Origin of the sequence: Leclercia sp. Colony189 (assembly GCF_009740165.1) — a bacterium.
GTDB lineage: Bacteria > Pseudomonadota > Gammaproteobacteria > Enterobacterales > Enterobacteriaceae > Enterobacter.
In genome coordinates this window covers 1,124,673-1,139,923 of the sequence record NZ_CP046557.1, presented here as the reverse complement: position 1 = coordinate 1,139,923, position 15,251 = coordinate 1,124,673, and the positions used below count along the sequence as shown (strand labels likewise).

Genomic DNA, 15,251 nt, shown 5'->3' with positions numbered 1-15,251 from the left:
GAGGTTTACATATGAACAAAAACAGAGGGTTAACGCCTCTGGCGATCGTTCTGATGCTCTCAGGCAGCTTAGCGCTTACAGGATGTGACGAAAAACAGGCTCAACAAGGAGCGCAGCAGGTGCCAGAAGTTGGTGTCGTGACGCTCAAAACCGAACCTCTCCAGATGACAACAGAATTACCCGGCCGAACCAGCGCTTACCGTATTGCTGAAGTGCGTCCACAGGTGAGTGGCATCATTCTGAAACGTAATTTTACTGAAGGCGGTGATGTTAAAGCGGGCGAGTCTCTGTATCAGATTGATCCTGCAACCTATCAGGCGAACTACGAAAGCGCGAAAGGCGATCTGGCCAAAGCGCAGGCTGCTGCAAAAATTGCCCAGCTGACCGTCAACCGTTATCAGAAACTGTTGGGTACGCAGTACATCAGCCAACAGGAATATGACAGTGCGCAGGCGGATGCCCAGCAGGCTAACGCTGCGGTCGTCGCTGCGAAGGCTGCCGTTGAAACCGCGCGTATCAACCTGGCCTATACTAAAGTGACCTCCCCTATCAGCGGCCGTATTGGTAAATCCGCGGTGACCGAGGGTGCGCTGGTACAGAACGGCCAGACCACTGCGCTGGCAACCGTGCAGCAACTGGACCCGATCTATGTCGATGTCACCCAGTCGAGCAACGATTTCCTGCGTCTGAAACAGGAGCTGGAAAACGGCACCCTGAAGCAGGAAAACGGCAAAGCGAAAGTTGAGCTGGTCACCAGCGACGGCATCAAATTCCCGGAGACCGGCAGCCTGGAGTTCTCAGACGTAACGGTCGATCAGACCACCGGTTCGATTACCCTGCGCGCCATCTTCCCGAACCCGAACCATACGCTGTTACCGGGTATGTTCGTTCGCGCCAGCCTGGAAGAAGGGACCAACCCAACCGCACTGCTGGTGCCACAGCAGGGCGTGACCCGTACTCCGCGCGGCGATGCCAGTGCGATGGTGATTGGCGCTGAAGACAAAGTCGAAGTTCGTCAGATCAAGGCAACCCAGGCGATTGGTGACAAATGGTTGGTGACTGACGGTCTGAAAGATGGCGATCGCGTCATCATTACCGGATTACAAAAAGTTCGCCCAGGCGCCAAGGTAAAAGCGCAAGAGGTCACGTCTGACAATCAACAGCAAGCCTCAGCAGGCGGTCAGTCAGAACAACCTAAGTCTTAACTTAAACAGGAGCCGTTAAGACATGCCTAATTTCTTTATCGATCGCCCCATTTTCGCGTGGGTGATCGCCATCATCATCATGCTAGCCGGGGGACTTGCGATCCTGAAGCTGCCTGTCGCGCAATATCCAACCATTGCGCCGCCAGCAATTTCAATCGCCGCAACCTACCCAGGGGCTGATGCAAAAACGGTGCAGGACACCGTCACGCAGGTTATCGAACAGAACATGAACGGTATCGATAACCTGATGTACATGTCCTCCAACAGTGACTCAACCGGTACTGTTCAGATCACCCTGACCTTCGAGTCGGGTACGGATGCGGACATTGCCCAGGTTCAGGTACAGAACAAACTGCAGCTGGCGATGCCGCTGCTGCCGCAGGAAGTACAACAGCAGGGTGTGAGCGTGGAGAAATCCTCCAGTAGCTTCCTGATGGTTGTCGGCGTTATCAACACCAACGGCACCATGACGCAGGAGGATATTTCCGACTACGTGGGCGCCAACATGAAGGACGCTATTAGCCGTACTTCTGGTGTCGGTGACGTTCAGCTCTTCGGTTCTCAGTACGCGATGCGTATCTGGATGGATCCGAACAAACTGAACAACTTCCAGCTGACGCCGGTAGACGTGATTAACGCCATTAAAGCGCAGAACGCCCAGGTTGCAGCCGGTCAGTTAGGCGGTACGCCGCCGGTTAAAGGCCAGCAGCTGAACGCCTCGATCATCGCCCAGACCCGTCTGACCTCTGCGGATGAGTTCAGTAAGATCCTGTTGAAGGTGAATCCGGACGGTTCCCAGGTTCGCCTGCGCGACGTGGCAAAGGTGGAACTGGGTGGTGAAAACTATGACGTGATCGCGAAGTTTAACGGCCAGCCGGCATCCGGTCTGGGGATTAAACTGGCGACTGGCGCCAACGCCCTGGATACCGCGACGGCGATCCGTGCCGAACTGAAGAAAATGGAACCGTTCTTCCCGTCAGGCCTGAAAATCGTTTACCCGTATGACACAACGCCGTTCGTGAAAATCTCCATCCACGAAGTGGTGAAAACGCTGGTAGAAGCGATCATCCTGGTCTTCCTGGTGATGTATCTGTTCCTGCAAAACTTCCGTGCGACGCTGATTCCAACCATCGCCGTACCGGTGGTTCTGCTCGGGACCTTTGCGATCCTGGCGGCCTTTGGTTTCTCGATAAACACCCTGACGATGTTCGGGATGGTGCTGGCGATCGGCCTGCTCGTGGATGACGCCATCGTGGTGGTCGAAAACGTCGAGCGTGTGATGTCCGAAGAGGGACTCCCGCCGAAAGAGGCGACCCGTAAATCCATGGGCCAGATCCAGGGCGCCCTGGTCGGTATCGCCATGGTGCTGTCGGCGGTATTTATCCCGATGGCCTTCTTTGGTGGTTCTACCGGTGCGATCTATCGTCAGTTCTCGATCACTATCGTTTCCGCGATGGCCCTGTCGGTTCTGGTGGCACTGATCCTGACGCCGGCTCTGTGCGCCACCATGCTGAAACCGGTGGCAAAAGGCGATCACGGCGAGAACAAAAAAGGCTTCTTCGGCTGGTTTAACCGTATGTTCGATAAGAGCACGCACCACTACACCGACAGCGTGGGCAACATCCTGCGCAGCACCGGTCGTTATCTGCTGCTCTATATCATCATCGTGGTCGGCATGGCTTACCTGTTCGTTCGTCTGCCAAGCTCGTTCCTGCCGGATGAAGACCAGGGCGTATTCCTGACCATGGCTCAGCTGCCTGCAGGTGCTTCCCAGGAACGTACCCAGAAAGTGCTGGATGAGGTCACGGATTACTACCTGAACAAAGAGAAAGCCAACGTTGAATCGGTGTTTGCGGTTAACGGCTTTGGCTTTGCGGGTCGTGGCCAGAACACCGGTATCGCCTTCGTCTCTCTGAAAGACTGGGCTGAGCGTCCAGGCGACGAGAACAAAGTTGAGGCCATTACGGGTCGTGCGATGGGCACTTTCTCGCAGATTAAAGATGCGATGGTCTTCGCCTTTAACCTGCCAGCGATTGTTGAACTGGGTACGGCAACCGGCTTTGACTTCCAGCTTATCGACCAGGGTGGTCTGGGCCATGAGAAACTGACTCAGGCGCGTAACCAGCTGTTTGGCGAAGTTGCGAAGCACCCTGACCTGCTGGTTGGCGTTCGTCCGAACGGCCTGGAAGATACACCGCAGTTCAAAGTGGATATCGATCAGGAAAAAGCACAGGCGCTGGGCGTCTCTATCAGTGACATCAATACCACGCTGGGCGCAGCCTGGGGCGGTAGCTACGTCAACGACTTCATCGACCGCGGTCGCGTGAAGAAGGTCTACGTGATGTCTGAAGCGCAGTACCGTATGTTGCCGAGCGATATCAATAACTGGTATGTGCGCGGCAGCAACGGACAGATGGTGCCATTCTCAGCCTTCTCCACTTCACGCTGGGAATACGGCTCGCCGCGTCTGGAACGTTACAACGGTCTGCCATCCATGGAGATCCTGGGTCAGGCGGCACCGGGCAGAAGTACCGGTGAGGCCATGAACCTGATGGAAGAACTGGCAGGTAAACTGCCAGCGGGCATCGGCTACGACTGGACGGGGATGTCCTACCAGGAACGGCTCTCCGGCAACCAGGCCCCTGCCCTGTATGCTATCTCGCTGATTGTGGTCTTCCTGTGTCTGGCGGCGCTGTATGAGAGCTGGTCGATTCCGTTCTCGGTTATGCTGGTCGTTCCGCTCGGCGTTATCGGCGCCCTGCTGGCCGCCACGTTCCGTAGCCTGAATAACGACGTTTACTTCCAGGTGGGCCTGCTGACAACCATTGGCTTGTCGGCGAAGAACGCGATATTAATCGTCGAATTCGCCAAGGATCTGATGGATAAAGAAGGGAAAGGCCTGATTGAAGCGACGCTGGAGGCGGTACGTATGCGTCTGCGTCCTATTCTGATGACCTCGCTGGCCTTTATCCTCGGCGTTATGCCGCTGGTTATTAGCTCGGGTGCAGGCTCCGGTGCACAGAACGCCGTAGGTACCGGTGTAATGGGCGGGATGGTGACCGCAACCATCCTGGCAATCTTCTTCGTGCCGGTGTTCTTCGTGGTCGTACGTCGCCGTTTCAGCCGTAAGAACGACGAAACCGAACACAATCATCCGGTGTGATGACCCCCATTCGGGTTTAACCGTTAAAAAGGCCGCATATGCGGCCTTTTTTTCAACAATTAAAAATCATAAAATTAGCTTATTGAGGGTTTATATATTTAATGTCACCCTTAAACGGCTTATCCTATTTAACCTGGTTCTATTACAGAAATTCCCAAATTTTTGCGTCACGTCTTAGGTATTAAGAGTATTCCTGGTGTTTTTTGATTTCACCCGCGCTTACCAATGATTTTTAGACTGGTTAAGAAATCACACAGGGTGATAAGTAAAGAGCTGTATCAGGATAAAACAATATATAACATAGTGGCCGCCAGAGACGGTAAAATGCTGCGTAATTGTAATTTTTCGTAATAGCGCGGTGAAATCCTGATTAGAGTAGATTATAGTTAAAGCAAGAGGCATAACAGTAGTCATTGACGCTGAGTCAGTTGTACCCTTCCCGACAACGATGTTCGGTGAGTAAAAAATCACTCAAAAAGGGGATACGCTATGGACGAATACTCGCCTAAAAGGCAAGATATTGCACAGTTGAAATTTCTTTGTGAATCCCTGTACCATGACTGCCTGACCAATCTCGATGAAAGCAATCATGGCTGGGTAAATGACCCGACTTCTGCCATTAACTTGCAGTTAAACGAGTTGATTGAACATATTGCTACCTTCGCGCTTAATTATAAAATTAAGTATAACGAAGATAATAAGTTGATTGAGCAAATTGACGAATACCTGGATGACACTTTTATGTTATTCAGCAGCTACGGCATTAACGCACAGGATTTACAAAAATGGCGTAAATCGGGCAATCGGCTTTTTCGTTGTTTTGTCAATGCAAGCAGAGCTAACCCGTTAGCTTCTCCGATTAAAATTATTACAAACAATTAGGTGAATTTATGTCTGATAAACCATTAACCAAGACTGATTATTTGATGCGTTTACGACGCTGTCAGTCCATTGACACCCTGGAACGCGTCATTGAAAAAAATAAATACGAGCTTTCTGATAATGAGCTTGCGGTATTCTATTCAGCAGCCGATCATCGTCTGGCTGAACTTACGATGAATAAGCTGTACGATAAAATCCCGACCGCTGTATGGAAGTTTGTACGCTGATTATGTCTAACTACTCTCAGAGATAAAGATTCTACGTTCAGATGTTTCATCCTTTGCGTGACAGGCAGTTCTCCATTGCTGGGCTAGCGCTATCGCCAGGGGAAAGATTGCGTTGTACTGAACAGCCAGCCATCTCATCCCACCCGCCCTTTTCTGGTAACTGTTATGATGTTTCTTAGCATAACTGTTACTGTCCACACACATTGTGGTCACTTAAAATATACGGATCCTTCGTATTGAGTCGAATTCAGAAAGGGCAGAAGATGACCGAGATACAACGCCTGCTTACCGAAACCATTGATGATCTCAATGTTCGCGAAAAGCGTGACAACAAGCCGCGCTTCAGCATCAGCTTTATTCGCAAACATCCTGGTCTGTTTGTCGCCATGTATGCGGCGTGGCTTGCTACGCTGGTAGTGATGCTGCAATCCGAAACGCTGATTGGTTCCGTCTGGTTGCTGGTTGTCCTGTTCATCGTCTTTAACGCCTTCTTCTTCTTTGACGTCAATCCGCGTTATCGCTATGAAGATATTGATGTGCTTGATTTCCGGGTCTGCTACAACGGTGAGTGGTACAACACGCGCTTTGTGCCTCCTCAGCTGATCGAAAACATTCTGCATTCCCCTAACGTCGAGTCCCAGCAAAAAGAGAAACTGCAGAAGATGATCGCCACGAAAGGCGAGCTCTCTTTCTACGATGTTTTCACCCTCTCCCGCGTGACCGCCTGAACCTCTCCTGGCCTGCCGCCAATATCGGCGGCAGGCATCTTTATCCCGCTTAACGTCTCTTCTTACGCCCCTGCACCGCCTTAAAGCGCGGATTGGATTTACAAATCACGTATAACCGCCCTTTACGCTTCACAATCTGACAATCTGGATGGCGTTGTTTAGCGCTGCGCAATGAATTCAGAACCTGCATACCTACCTCATTATGATTTGTTATAACATAACAATTAGCATATCTGAGTAGCGAGGCAAAAACAACCTGCGCCTGTAGCGTTCGTCAGGTTTTCGCTCTGTGAAAAAGTCACTTAAAATGGTATTTAATTCAGTGTCTCAATTGCTAAATGAACTCACTATCAACTGCGTGCTATAACACTACATGTCAACGGCGTTTTCGTTTTAATGTCATCGGCTTGGGCGCCCAACAACGGCGTTATAAAAGGAAACAGGAGCATGACAACCCGACACCTGGTCAGTGTGGTTACCTGTGTACTCATCATTGCTGTCCTTGTTCCTGTCTGCCTGAGTGTCTGGCTGGCGCACCGCAATGCAGAAGATAAGTTTGTCGATGATCTGAACAGCTACTCTTCGCGCGTACAGATACGTACCGACAGAGTCATTAGCCAGGCGGAATCCGCCCTGAAGGAGATGCACGCTTTTAATGGAACCCCATGCAGTTACGAACATGCGATGGCGATGCGCCGCGCCTCCTTTTCCTGGCGCTACATTCAGGAAGTTCTTTACGTTGAGGATCTGAAACCGCGCTGCTCCTCGCTGGAACAAGTGAGCCATGCCGCCCCGTTTCCGCCAGCAATGCGCATCACCTCCGATGGCTACCGGGCCTGGGTCACCTCGCATAACGATCTGGGCCTCGACCGCTATATGGCCGCGATTGGTACAGAGCACTACATTGTCATGATCGATCCGGCCTCGCTGATCGATGTGATCCCCTTTGGCTCATGGCCGATCGATGTCGCCCTGGTGGGGCTTCGCCGCAATATCGTTTTTGCCAGCAGCAACAAGCTGGATATGCAGGTCTTTCAGGAAATGCAGCGCAATGGCCGCGCGAATTTTCAGCATAACGGCGTGATGTACAACCGGCACGATGTATCTGACCTGGGCTTCACTATTGTGGCGTGGTCCTCTCTGACCCCTTTGCAAAAGAGCTGGCACCACCAGCTTATTTTCTGGCTGCCTTTTGGTGTCCTGATCAGTCTGCTGACAGCCTGGTTTATATTGCGCGTGTTACGCCGTTTGCAATCGCCCCGGTATCGTTTAATGGATGCGATTAATGCCAGGGAATTCCAGGTTCATTTCCAGCCGATTGTGAATCTGAACAGCGGCAGACTCACCGGTGCGGAAGCCCTCGCACGCTGGCCGCAGCCGGACGGCAGCTATCTGTCACCCGATATTTTTGTCTCCCTGGCGGAACAGACGGGCCTGACCAACCCGCTGACGACACTTATCATCGAAAAAGTGTTTGAGGAGATGGGCGAATGGTTACGCCAGCATCCGGGCCACCATATCTCGATAAACCTGGCGCCGGCGGATTTGATCTCGGGCACCGTGCTTCCGCTGCTGAGCCGCCTGCTGAATCAGTGGCAACTGCACCCTTCGCAGATTGCACTGGAGCTCACCGAGCGCGGGTTCGCCGATCCTGCGGTCAGCGCCCCGGCCATTGCCGCATTCCGACGTGCCGGGCACTCTGTCTATATTGATGATTTCGGAACGGGTTACTCCAGCCTCAGCTACCTTCAGGATCTGGATGTCGATACGCTGAAAATTGATAAATCGTTTGTGGATGCGCTGGAATATAAAAATGTCACCTCGCACATCATAGAGATGGCCAGGTCGCTCGATCTGGACATGGTAGCAGAAGGTATTGAAACCGAAGGCCAGCTGGCATGGCTTCGTCGCCACGGTGTGCAGTACGGCCAGGGCTGGTTTTACAGCAAGGCGCTGCCGAAAGAGGCGTTTATCCAGTGGGCGGAAACGAATCTCGATCCCGAGAGCCACGCTTAACGCCCGGCGGGAAGCGCCGCCGGGCGTCACGCTTATTCGTCCAGAAGCGGCGAGAAGCCGCCATAAATCATGCGCTTACCATCAAAAGGCATGGCTTCGCCAAACGCTTTCATTCTGGGATCGTTCATCATCTTCTGATTCGCCTCGTCGCGAACCGCCTTTGAAGGATATTCGATCCAGCTGAAAACCACCTCTTCGTTCTCTTCCGCCTTCACCGCCATGCGAAAGTCCGTTAATTTGCCGTCGGGTACGTCATCTGCCCAACACTCAACAATACGCAGCGCGCCAAACTCTTTAAACAGCGGCGCGGCTTTCGCCGCCAGCTCGCGATAAGCCTCCTTATTATCTGCGGGCACGGCAACCACAAAACCGTCGACATACTTCATCAGATAAACCTCCGAAGTGAACGTGCGGCCACGCGGTGTGGCCGCATCAGCGATTAAGTTTAGTTCTGTTGCCAGCTAAAGGCGTAACGCACCTTTTTCACCTGCAGGATAAACTCCGGAGAGACGCTTGGGCTCCAGGAATCATCGCCCCCAACGCCCATATGGAACGCGTCAAGGTTCAGCCAGCAGCCGGGCTCCTCACGTAACAGATGGTGATGCGAGGTCTCGCGCAGCTGCGTCTGGCTGTAGCGGCTTACCGAGAAGTGAAAATCACCCTCCAGCTGATGCTGCCCTACATTCAGTTGACGCGTATCGCAGCGCAGGCCGTTGTCGGTCGGGAAAATGTAGGGAGTGTGCAGCTCAGCAAGCGGCAGTTCCCAGCGTCCCTGACGGGCAGCGAGCTTGCGATCCGGGTAGTTCTCATGCGGCCCGAGCCCCTGCCAGCTTACGGTCTGCGGCGTCTGCGCCAGCTGACAGCTCAGCCCGATTCGGGCGGGCTCTGGCATATCACTCGCCACCTGCACCTCAACGTCGCCGTGCAGCACGCCCTGGCTATCGATGCGCCAGCATTTACGGCTCAGGAACAGCACCTGATTGTTGTGCTCCCAGGCCTGGAGCGTGGCGATCGTTACTCCCTGCGCCAGCTGCTCCCCCTCGCACTGCAGCAAACGCGGCGTCAGGCTGTACATCCCTGCCGCCTTCCAGCGTTCCACCCAGGCATTCGGATCGATGCGGGTCGCTTCGCTGACGCCGATATCGTTATCCAGCGGGGCGCGGGTAAAGTTATCGGTCAGCGGCGAAAGCAATGTCGGCACGCCGTCGCGCCACCATTGCGTCAGGTTGCCGCTGGTGCGATCAAACTGCCAGCGCTGCTGCTGATGGGTTATGACCAGCGCGTCATCCTCATGGATCAGCTGTGGAATGGTTCCGGCAGCCTTTGGCGTCGCGATGCATAACGGCGCTGGCAAGGGCCATTGTTCCCAGGCGCAAAGGTGGTTTTCAGCGGACCACGGCGTGGCGGCAGGCTGAATAACCTCAACGTTCAGCCACAGTTCACCCGGTGCAGATGCCCACTGCGGCAGAGCGAGCTCCAGCCGTTGCGTCCCTTGTGGCGGAATGTCCAGCGCCACAACGTCGGTGGCCAGCACCTCGCCACTCCGCATTACCGACCAGCGTAACTGCTCGTTGTCCGTGGTGCGGAAGAGATAATCGCTCTGCACCTCCACCACCAGCGGGGAGTGGCTTTGCAGGGTAAAGGTGAAGAACTGCTGCGCGCGCTGGGCCTCATAGAGGGCCGGATGCGGCGTGCGATCGGGGAAGACCAGCCCGTTCAGACAAAACTGTCTGTCATTCGGTTTATCACCAAAATCGCCACCGTAGGCCCAGAAAGGATTGCCCTGTTCGTCATGCTTCGTCAGCGCCTGGTCGACCCAGTCCCAGACGAAACCGCCCTGCAGACGAGGATGTTTGCGGAAGGCTTCCCAGTATTTAGCGAACCCGCCAAAGCTGTTGCCCATCGCGTGCGCGTATTCGCAGAGGATCAGCGGACGCGTCTCATCCGGCATACCGATCCACTTTTTAAGGGACCATTTTGGTACTGCCGGGAAGGGTTGGTCCTGATCGACGCGGGCATACATCGGACAGACGATGTCGGTCGCCGCCGTATTCGCCCCACCGCCCTCATACTGCACCGGACGGCCAGGATCGGTCGTTTTCACCCAGCGGTAAAGGGCGTCATGGTTGGCGCCATGACCAGACTCGTTGCCCAGAGACCAGATGATGATCGACGGGTGGTTACGATCGCGCTGCACCATGCGGGTGACGCGTTCGCTCATGGCGGGTAGCCAGCGCGGATCGTCAGCCAGACGGCTCATCGGCACCATGCCGTGAGTTTCGATGTTGGCCTCATCCACCACATAGAGCCCATAGCGATCGCACAGGCGATACCAGAGCGGGTGGTTAGGGTAATGCGAGCAGCGCACGGCGTTAAAGTTGTGCTGCTTCATCAGCTCAATGTCGCGGCGCATGGTGGCTTCGTCCATCACCTGTCCGCTCTCAGGGTGATGCTCGTGACGGTTTACGCCACGGATCAGCAGCGGCTTGCCGTTGAGCTTCAACAGCCCGTTTGCGATCTCGACACGACGGAATCCCACATCGCAGGCTTCTACGTCCAGGATCTGGCCCTGCGCGTCATGCAACACCAGAGTCAGCCGGTAAAGGGCGGGGATTTCCGCACTCCACAGCGCCGGGTGTTCCACCTTCAGTGCAACATTTACCCTCTGCTGCCAGCTTCCGCGCTCATCGACAACCGCAGAGCCCGGTGTGCCGATGGCGCTGGCGATACGCTCTCCGTCCCGCCACAGGTTTACGCTCACCTCACAGCCTGCGTAGTCGTTCCCGCCAAGGGTCAGCCCCAGCTGAAGCTGTGCGCGGTCATAATCGGCGTTCAGCTCCGTCACAACGTGATAGTCGGCGATATGGGTATCTGGCTTATGCAGCAGGGTCACGTCGCGGAAGATACCGCTCATCCGCCACATATCCTGGTCTTCAAGATAGCTGCCGTCACACCAGCGCAGCACCATTACCGCCAGCCGGTTGCTGCCTGCCCGCAGGAACGCAGACACGTCAAACTCCGCAGGCAGACGGCTATCCTGGGAGTAGCCCACCCACTGCCCGTTGCACCAGAGGTGAAAGGCGGAATTGACGCCGTCAAAGACCAGTCGCGTCTGACCGCTTTCCAGCCAGCTGGCGTCCATATCGAATGTGAGCGAGTAACAACCGGTCGGGTTCTCAGCCGGGACAAAGGGCGGATCCACCGCAATAGGATAGGTGACGTTGGTGTAGATCGGCGTATCAAAGCCCTGCATCTGCCAGTTGGAGGGAACGGGCATCACCACCGCATCCGCACAATCCTCCTGCGTCCAGCTGTCGGGAACCTGCTCAGGTGCAGGAAAGAAGCTGAACTGCCAGTCACCGTTCAGCGAGCGGATGGCCGGGGTTGGCTCCTCATCCCGCGCGGCGTGCTCATCACGCCAGCCGCTTAGCGGGACGTGGGCAGGAAGTCGGTTCCATTGGGTGACGCCGGGATTCTCCCAGTCACGACGGGCAAGTAGTGTGCTGAGGGTCAGCGAAGCAGGATGGGACATAGTTACCTCTTTGCGAAGCGCTCACAATTTATAGCTACAATGCCCTGTCAGGTTGCCAGGGTAAAGGGGGAGAGCATCATGAAGCGATGGCGATCACAAAAGCGTTAACGACGCGCCAGCTGTTCGGCCAGCAGCGCCAGCGATTTAAGCTGGCGGGCCAGATCCTCACTTCCCTGCGGGATCCCTTCCCGGGCGGTGGAGTGGCGCTCGACAAGCGTCACCGGCAGCCGGGTTTGTGCCGGGGCTGCTTCACTCGTCCCCTGCTGCGCCAGTAGCCACTCCACGCTGCGCAGTCCCGCCTCACGGAACGCCTGACGAACCGTGGTCAGCGGCGGGGTAAACCACGCGCTGTCGGTGGTATCATCAAACCCGACCACCGAGATCTGGCCCGGCACAGCAATACCTTTTTCGGCACAGGCGCGCATCACGCCAAGGGCCATCTGATCGTTCGCCACCAGGATCCCCTGCGGGAGGGTCGCCCCCGCCAGCAGCTGATGGCCTTTTTCATAACCTGAAGCCGCGCTCCAGTCCCCCTCCGCAACCGCACACGGTTCCAGACCCGCCTCGCCTAAGGCAGACAACCAGCCGGCAAGACGCGCCCGGGCAGAGACGGAACTTTGTGGCCCGCCAAGCAGGGCGATCCGCTGATGGCCCAGCGCCAGCAGATGTTGCGCCCCCAGAGTGGCCCCCTGTCCGGCATCAAACACCAGGCTGTGTACCCGGGCGTCAGGGGAGACATCAAGAAACAGTACCGGCACCGGAAGGGCCTGCGCCTGCAGGCTTTCTGCCTGGGCCTCTTCGAGCGGCACGTTAACCAGCAGCCCTTCCACGCGCTGGGCCAGCAGCTCCTGCAGCGCCGCCATGCATTGCTGGGGATTTTCCACCATCGAGATCAGCACGCTCGCCCCGCGCTCGCCTGCGCGGGTCTTCACCGCTGAGGCAATCTGCGAGGGGGCATGCAGGGCCAGATCTGTAGTAATCAACCCCAGGGTGCGGGTGCGTTTACCGGCCAGCTGCTGGGCACCGCGATTGGGAACATAGTGCAGCTCGGCCATCGCCTGCAGCACTTTCTCCCGGGTCCGGGCCGAGACGTGGGCCGCATCATTAATGACCCGTGAGACGGTTTGATAAGAGACGCCCGCGAGGCGGGCAACATCATAGAGCGTTATGGCTTTCATGCGCTTCGCGTTGCAGTGACAGAGGTACCTATTCTGTCATAACGCCTGGCGTAAAGCATGTGAGCGCTTCGCAAAATCAGACAACGCGCTCAGGCTGCGGGACTAGCGGGCGCGGTCTCTGACGAAACCATGGCAGACAGATCTGGATCAGCGGGCCGATGCTTAACGCATAGAGCACGGTACCGACACCAAAAGTGCCCCCCAGCAGGCAGCCAGTCAGCAAAACTGAAATCTCAATCGCCGTGCGCACGCTGCGAACCGACCAGCCGGTGCGGGCGTTGATACCAGTCATCAGGCCATCGCGCGGCCCGGCGCCAAATCCGGCCCCGATGTACATGCCGGTCGCCAGCGCATTTACGATAACCGCGCTGACCAGCAATACGCAGCGGGCCATCAGCGAATCGATAGCCGGAATAAACGCCAGCGCGACATCGGCCGCCAGACCGATGGCAATCACGTTGCTGATGGTGCCGAGCCCCAGGCGCTGGCGCAGTGGGATCCACAGCAGCAGCACCAGCACACCGGTCAGAATGATAACGGTGCCAATATCCATTCCCAGCAGTTTTGCCACCCCCAGGTGGAAGACATTCCACGGATCGGCCCCCAGATCCGCGCGCACAAACATCGCCGTTGACAGGCCATAGAGGCTTAATCCGACGTAAAGCTGAAGTAATCGACGTAACATGATCGCTCTCCGATGGTTTCTGCTTTTATCATTGCCTGAAATGGCCCTATGATTAATGACCAGTTTTCAAAAAGTGGACTGCCTGTGTCATCACGTCGATTTGGAAGTCAGTCATTAGTGCGTCTGCTGGGTCACTGGCAGGAGAGCCCCTCCCGTACCCCGCTGTGGCGACAGCTGGCCGATGCCCTGCGCCTGCTGATCCTGGACGGCAGGCTGGCGCTGGATACACGCCTGCCGGGAGAGCGGGAGCTGGCTTTAACGCTGGAAGTCAGCCGGACCACCGTCAGCAGCGCCCTTGCCCATCTGCGGGATGAGGGCTACCTCGAAAGCCGACACGGTAGCGGCTCGCGGGTGATCCTGCCCAACAGCCGCACGCCCCCTACCCGCGCCAACGCCAGTGCGGCGCTGGATCTCTCTACCGCCGCGCTGGGAGCCGGGCCGGAGATCCATCAGGCCTATACCCATGCCCTGACCGCCATGACGCCGCATCTGACGCAAACCGGCTATGACCAACTGGGACTGCTGGCCCTGCGCGAAGCCATTGCCGCACGCTATACGGCGCGCGGCCTGCCGACCCGGGCAGAAGAGGTGATGGTGGTTAACGGTGCCGTCAGCGGGCTGGCGCTGGTACTGCGCATGTTCACCGGGCCAGGCGATCGGGTAGTGGTGGATCACCCCACTTACCCGCTGGCTATTGCCGCCATCCAGGGCGCCTCCTGCCGACCGGTAGGTGTCTCGCTGCCGCAGACCGGCTGGGATATTGACGGATTTGCCGCCACCCTCGCCCAGACCGCGCCGCGCCTGGCTTATCTGATGCCGGATTTCCACAATCCCACGGGCCGCTGCATGGATGCGACGAGCCGGCAAGCTATCGCCGCCGTGGCTGCCCGGGCCCGCACTCTGCTGGTCGTCGATGAAACCATGGTGGATCTCTGGTTCGATGCACCTCCCCCAGCGCCGCTGGCTGCCTTCTGCCCGAACGGCAATGTCATTACCCTCGGCTCGGCGGGAAAAAGTTTCTGGGGCGGCCTGCGTCTGGGCTGGGTTCGCGCCCCGGCGCGCACCATCGCCACGCTGGCGCAAACGCGCGATACGCTCGATCTCGGCTCGCCGCTGCTGGAACAGCTGGCGACCCTGTGGTTGATTGAGCAGGGCGAAACCTTTTTACCTGCCCGACGGCAGATGCTGCGTGAGCGGCGAGATGGCTGCGCCGCGCTACTGCGGGAACATTTTCCCGACTGGCGTTTCCAGGTGCCGGAAGGGGGCTTATCCTACTGGGTGGAACTGCCGGATATGTTGGCCACTCAGCTCGCCACCCGCGCCGAAGCGGCGGGTATTCATCTGGGGACCGGGACGCGGTTCGGGCTTTCCGGGGCGTTTGACCGCTACCTGCGCATGCCCTTCTCTCTGGAGCCAATGGCGCTGGAAAACGCCCTGGTGCGGATCAAGCCGCTGTGGCTGGCGCTGATTAACGGTGGGCAAAACGTAAAACGTACCCTGGTGTAATCGCCTTTTCGCCGTGGGCGACTGCAACGTTGATATTAATTACGGGAAAAAAGTGAGCGGGCGCACAAATAATCGCGCATAACGGGCAATTTAAAAATGTCTGACTGTAATTGTTACAGTCAGACATTT

The 15,251-nt window shown here is 56.4% G+C and carries 12 protein-coding genes; 7 read left to right on the top strand and 5 right to left on the bottom strand.

Annotation, left to right across the window (positions count from 1 at the left end):
- Positions 1-11 precede the first annotated feature (11 nt).
- The 5 genes from acrA (at position 12) to GNG29_RS05340 (ending at position 6,205) form a co-directional block, all read left to right on the top strand.
- Entirely contained in the window at positions 12-1,205 is a 1,194-nt protein-coding gene (acrA, locus tag GNG29_RS05360; RefSeq protein WP_156654007.1) for a multidrug efflux RND transporter periplasmic adaptor subunit AcrA, read from the top strand.
- A 22-nt stretch (positions 1,206-1,227) separates the two neighbouring features.
- Positions 1,228-4,368, top strand: coding sequence for a multidrug efflux RND transporter permease subunit AcrB (acrB, locus tag GNG29_RS05355; RefSeq protein ID WP_103178504.1), 3,141 nt, complete (start codon positions 1,228-1,230; stop codon positions 4,366-4,368).
- Between the two features lie 489 nt (positions 4,369-4,857).
- Positions 4,858-5,250: an Hha toxicity modulator TomB gene (gene tomB / locus GNG29_RS05350; RefSeq protein WP_103178503.1), complete on the top strand. Its 393-nt coding sequence runs from the start codon at positions 4,858-4,860 to the stop codon at positions 5,248-5,250.
- Positions 5,251-5,258: 8 nt separating this feature from the next.
- Positions 5,259-5,477 carry an HHA domain-containing protein gene (locus tag GNG29_RS05345; protein ID WP_032616864.1) on the top strand — a complete coding sequence of 73 codons (219 nt, stop codon included), beginning with the start codon at positions 5,259-5,261 and terminating at the stop codon, positions 5,475-5,477.
- Between the two features lie 263 nt (positions 5,478-5,740).
- Positions 5,741-6,205: a YlaC family protein gene (locus GNG29_RS05340; RefSeq protein ID WP_156654006.1), complete on the top strand. Its 465-nt coding sequence runs from the start codon at positions 5,741-5,743 to the stop codon at positions 6,203-6,205.
- Positions 6,206-6,254: 49 nt separating this feature from the next.
- Here the strand turns inward: GNG29_RS05340 and ykgO are convergent, their stop codons facing one another.
- Positions 6,255-6,395 (bottom strand): type B 50S ribosomal protein L36, encoded by a 141-nt coding sequence (ykgO, locus tag GNG29_RS05335; protein ID WP_003859006.1) that lies wholly within the window; start codon positions 6,393-6,395, stop codon positions 6,255-6,257.
- A 257-nt stretch (positions 6,396-6,652) separates the two neighbouring features.
- On the opposite strand from ykgO, the gene GNG29_RS05330 reads away from it, so the two are divergent.
- The gene (locus GNG29_RS05330) at positions 6,653-8,221 is read left to right on the top strand and encodes an EAL domain-containing protein (RefSeq protein ID WP_103178501.1); all 1,569 of its coding nucleotides are present in this window, start codon (positions 6,653-6,655) and stop codon (positions 8,219-8,221) included.
- 32 nt (positions 8,222-8,253) lie between these two features.
- Here the strand turns inward: GNG29_RS05330 and GNG29_RS05325 are convergent, their stop codons facing one another.
- The 4 genes from GNG29_RS05325 to GNG29_RS05310 all read right to left on the bottom strand — a co-directional run bounded on the left by GNG29_RS05325 (position 8,254) and on the right by GNG29_RS05310 (position 13,616).
- Positions 8,254-8,607 (bottom strand): DUF1428 domain-containing protein, encoded by a 354-nt coding sequence (locus tag GNG29_RS05325; protein ID WP_103178500.1) that lies wholly within the window; start codon positions 8,605-8,607, stop codon positions 8,254-8,256.
- A 59-nt stretch (positions 8,608-8,666) separates the two neighbouring features.
- On the bottom strand, positions 8,667-11,753 hold the full coding sequence (locus tag GNG29_RS05320; RefSeq protein ID WP_156654005.1) for a beta-galactosidase: 3,087 nt from the start codon (positions 11,751-11,753) through the stop codon (positions 8,667-8,669).
- 104 nt (positions 11,754-11,857) lie between these two features.
- A complete protein-coding gene (locus GNG29_RS05315) occupies positions 11,858-12,931 on the bottom strand; it encodes a LacI family DNA-binding transcriptional regulator (RefSeq protein WP_103178498.1) in 1,074 nt (357 codons plus the stop codon).
- Between the two features lie 76 nt (positions 12,932-13,007).
- On the bottom strand, positions 13,008-13,616 hold the full coding sequence (locus tag GNG29_RS05310; RefSeq protein WP_156654004.1) for a YitT family protein: 609 nt from the start codon (positions 13,614-13,616) through the stop codon (positions 13,008-13,010).
- An 84-nt stretch (positions 13,617-13,700) separates the two neighbouring features.
- Between GNG29_RS05310 and GNG29_RS05305 the strand changes: the two genes are divergently transcribed.
- Positions 13,701-15,122, top strand: coding sequence for a PLP-dependent aminotransferase family protein (locus tag GNG29_RS05305; RefSeq protein ID WP_156654003.1), 1,422 nt, complete (start codon positions 13,701-13,703; stop codon positions 15,120-15,122).
- Positions 15,123-15,251: the final 129 nt, after the last annotated feature.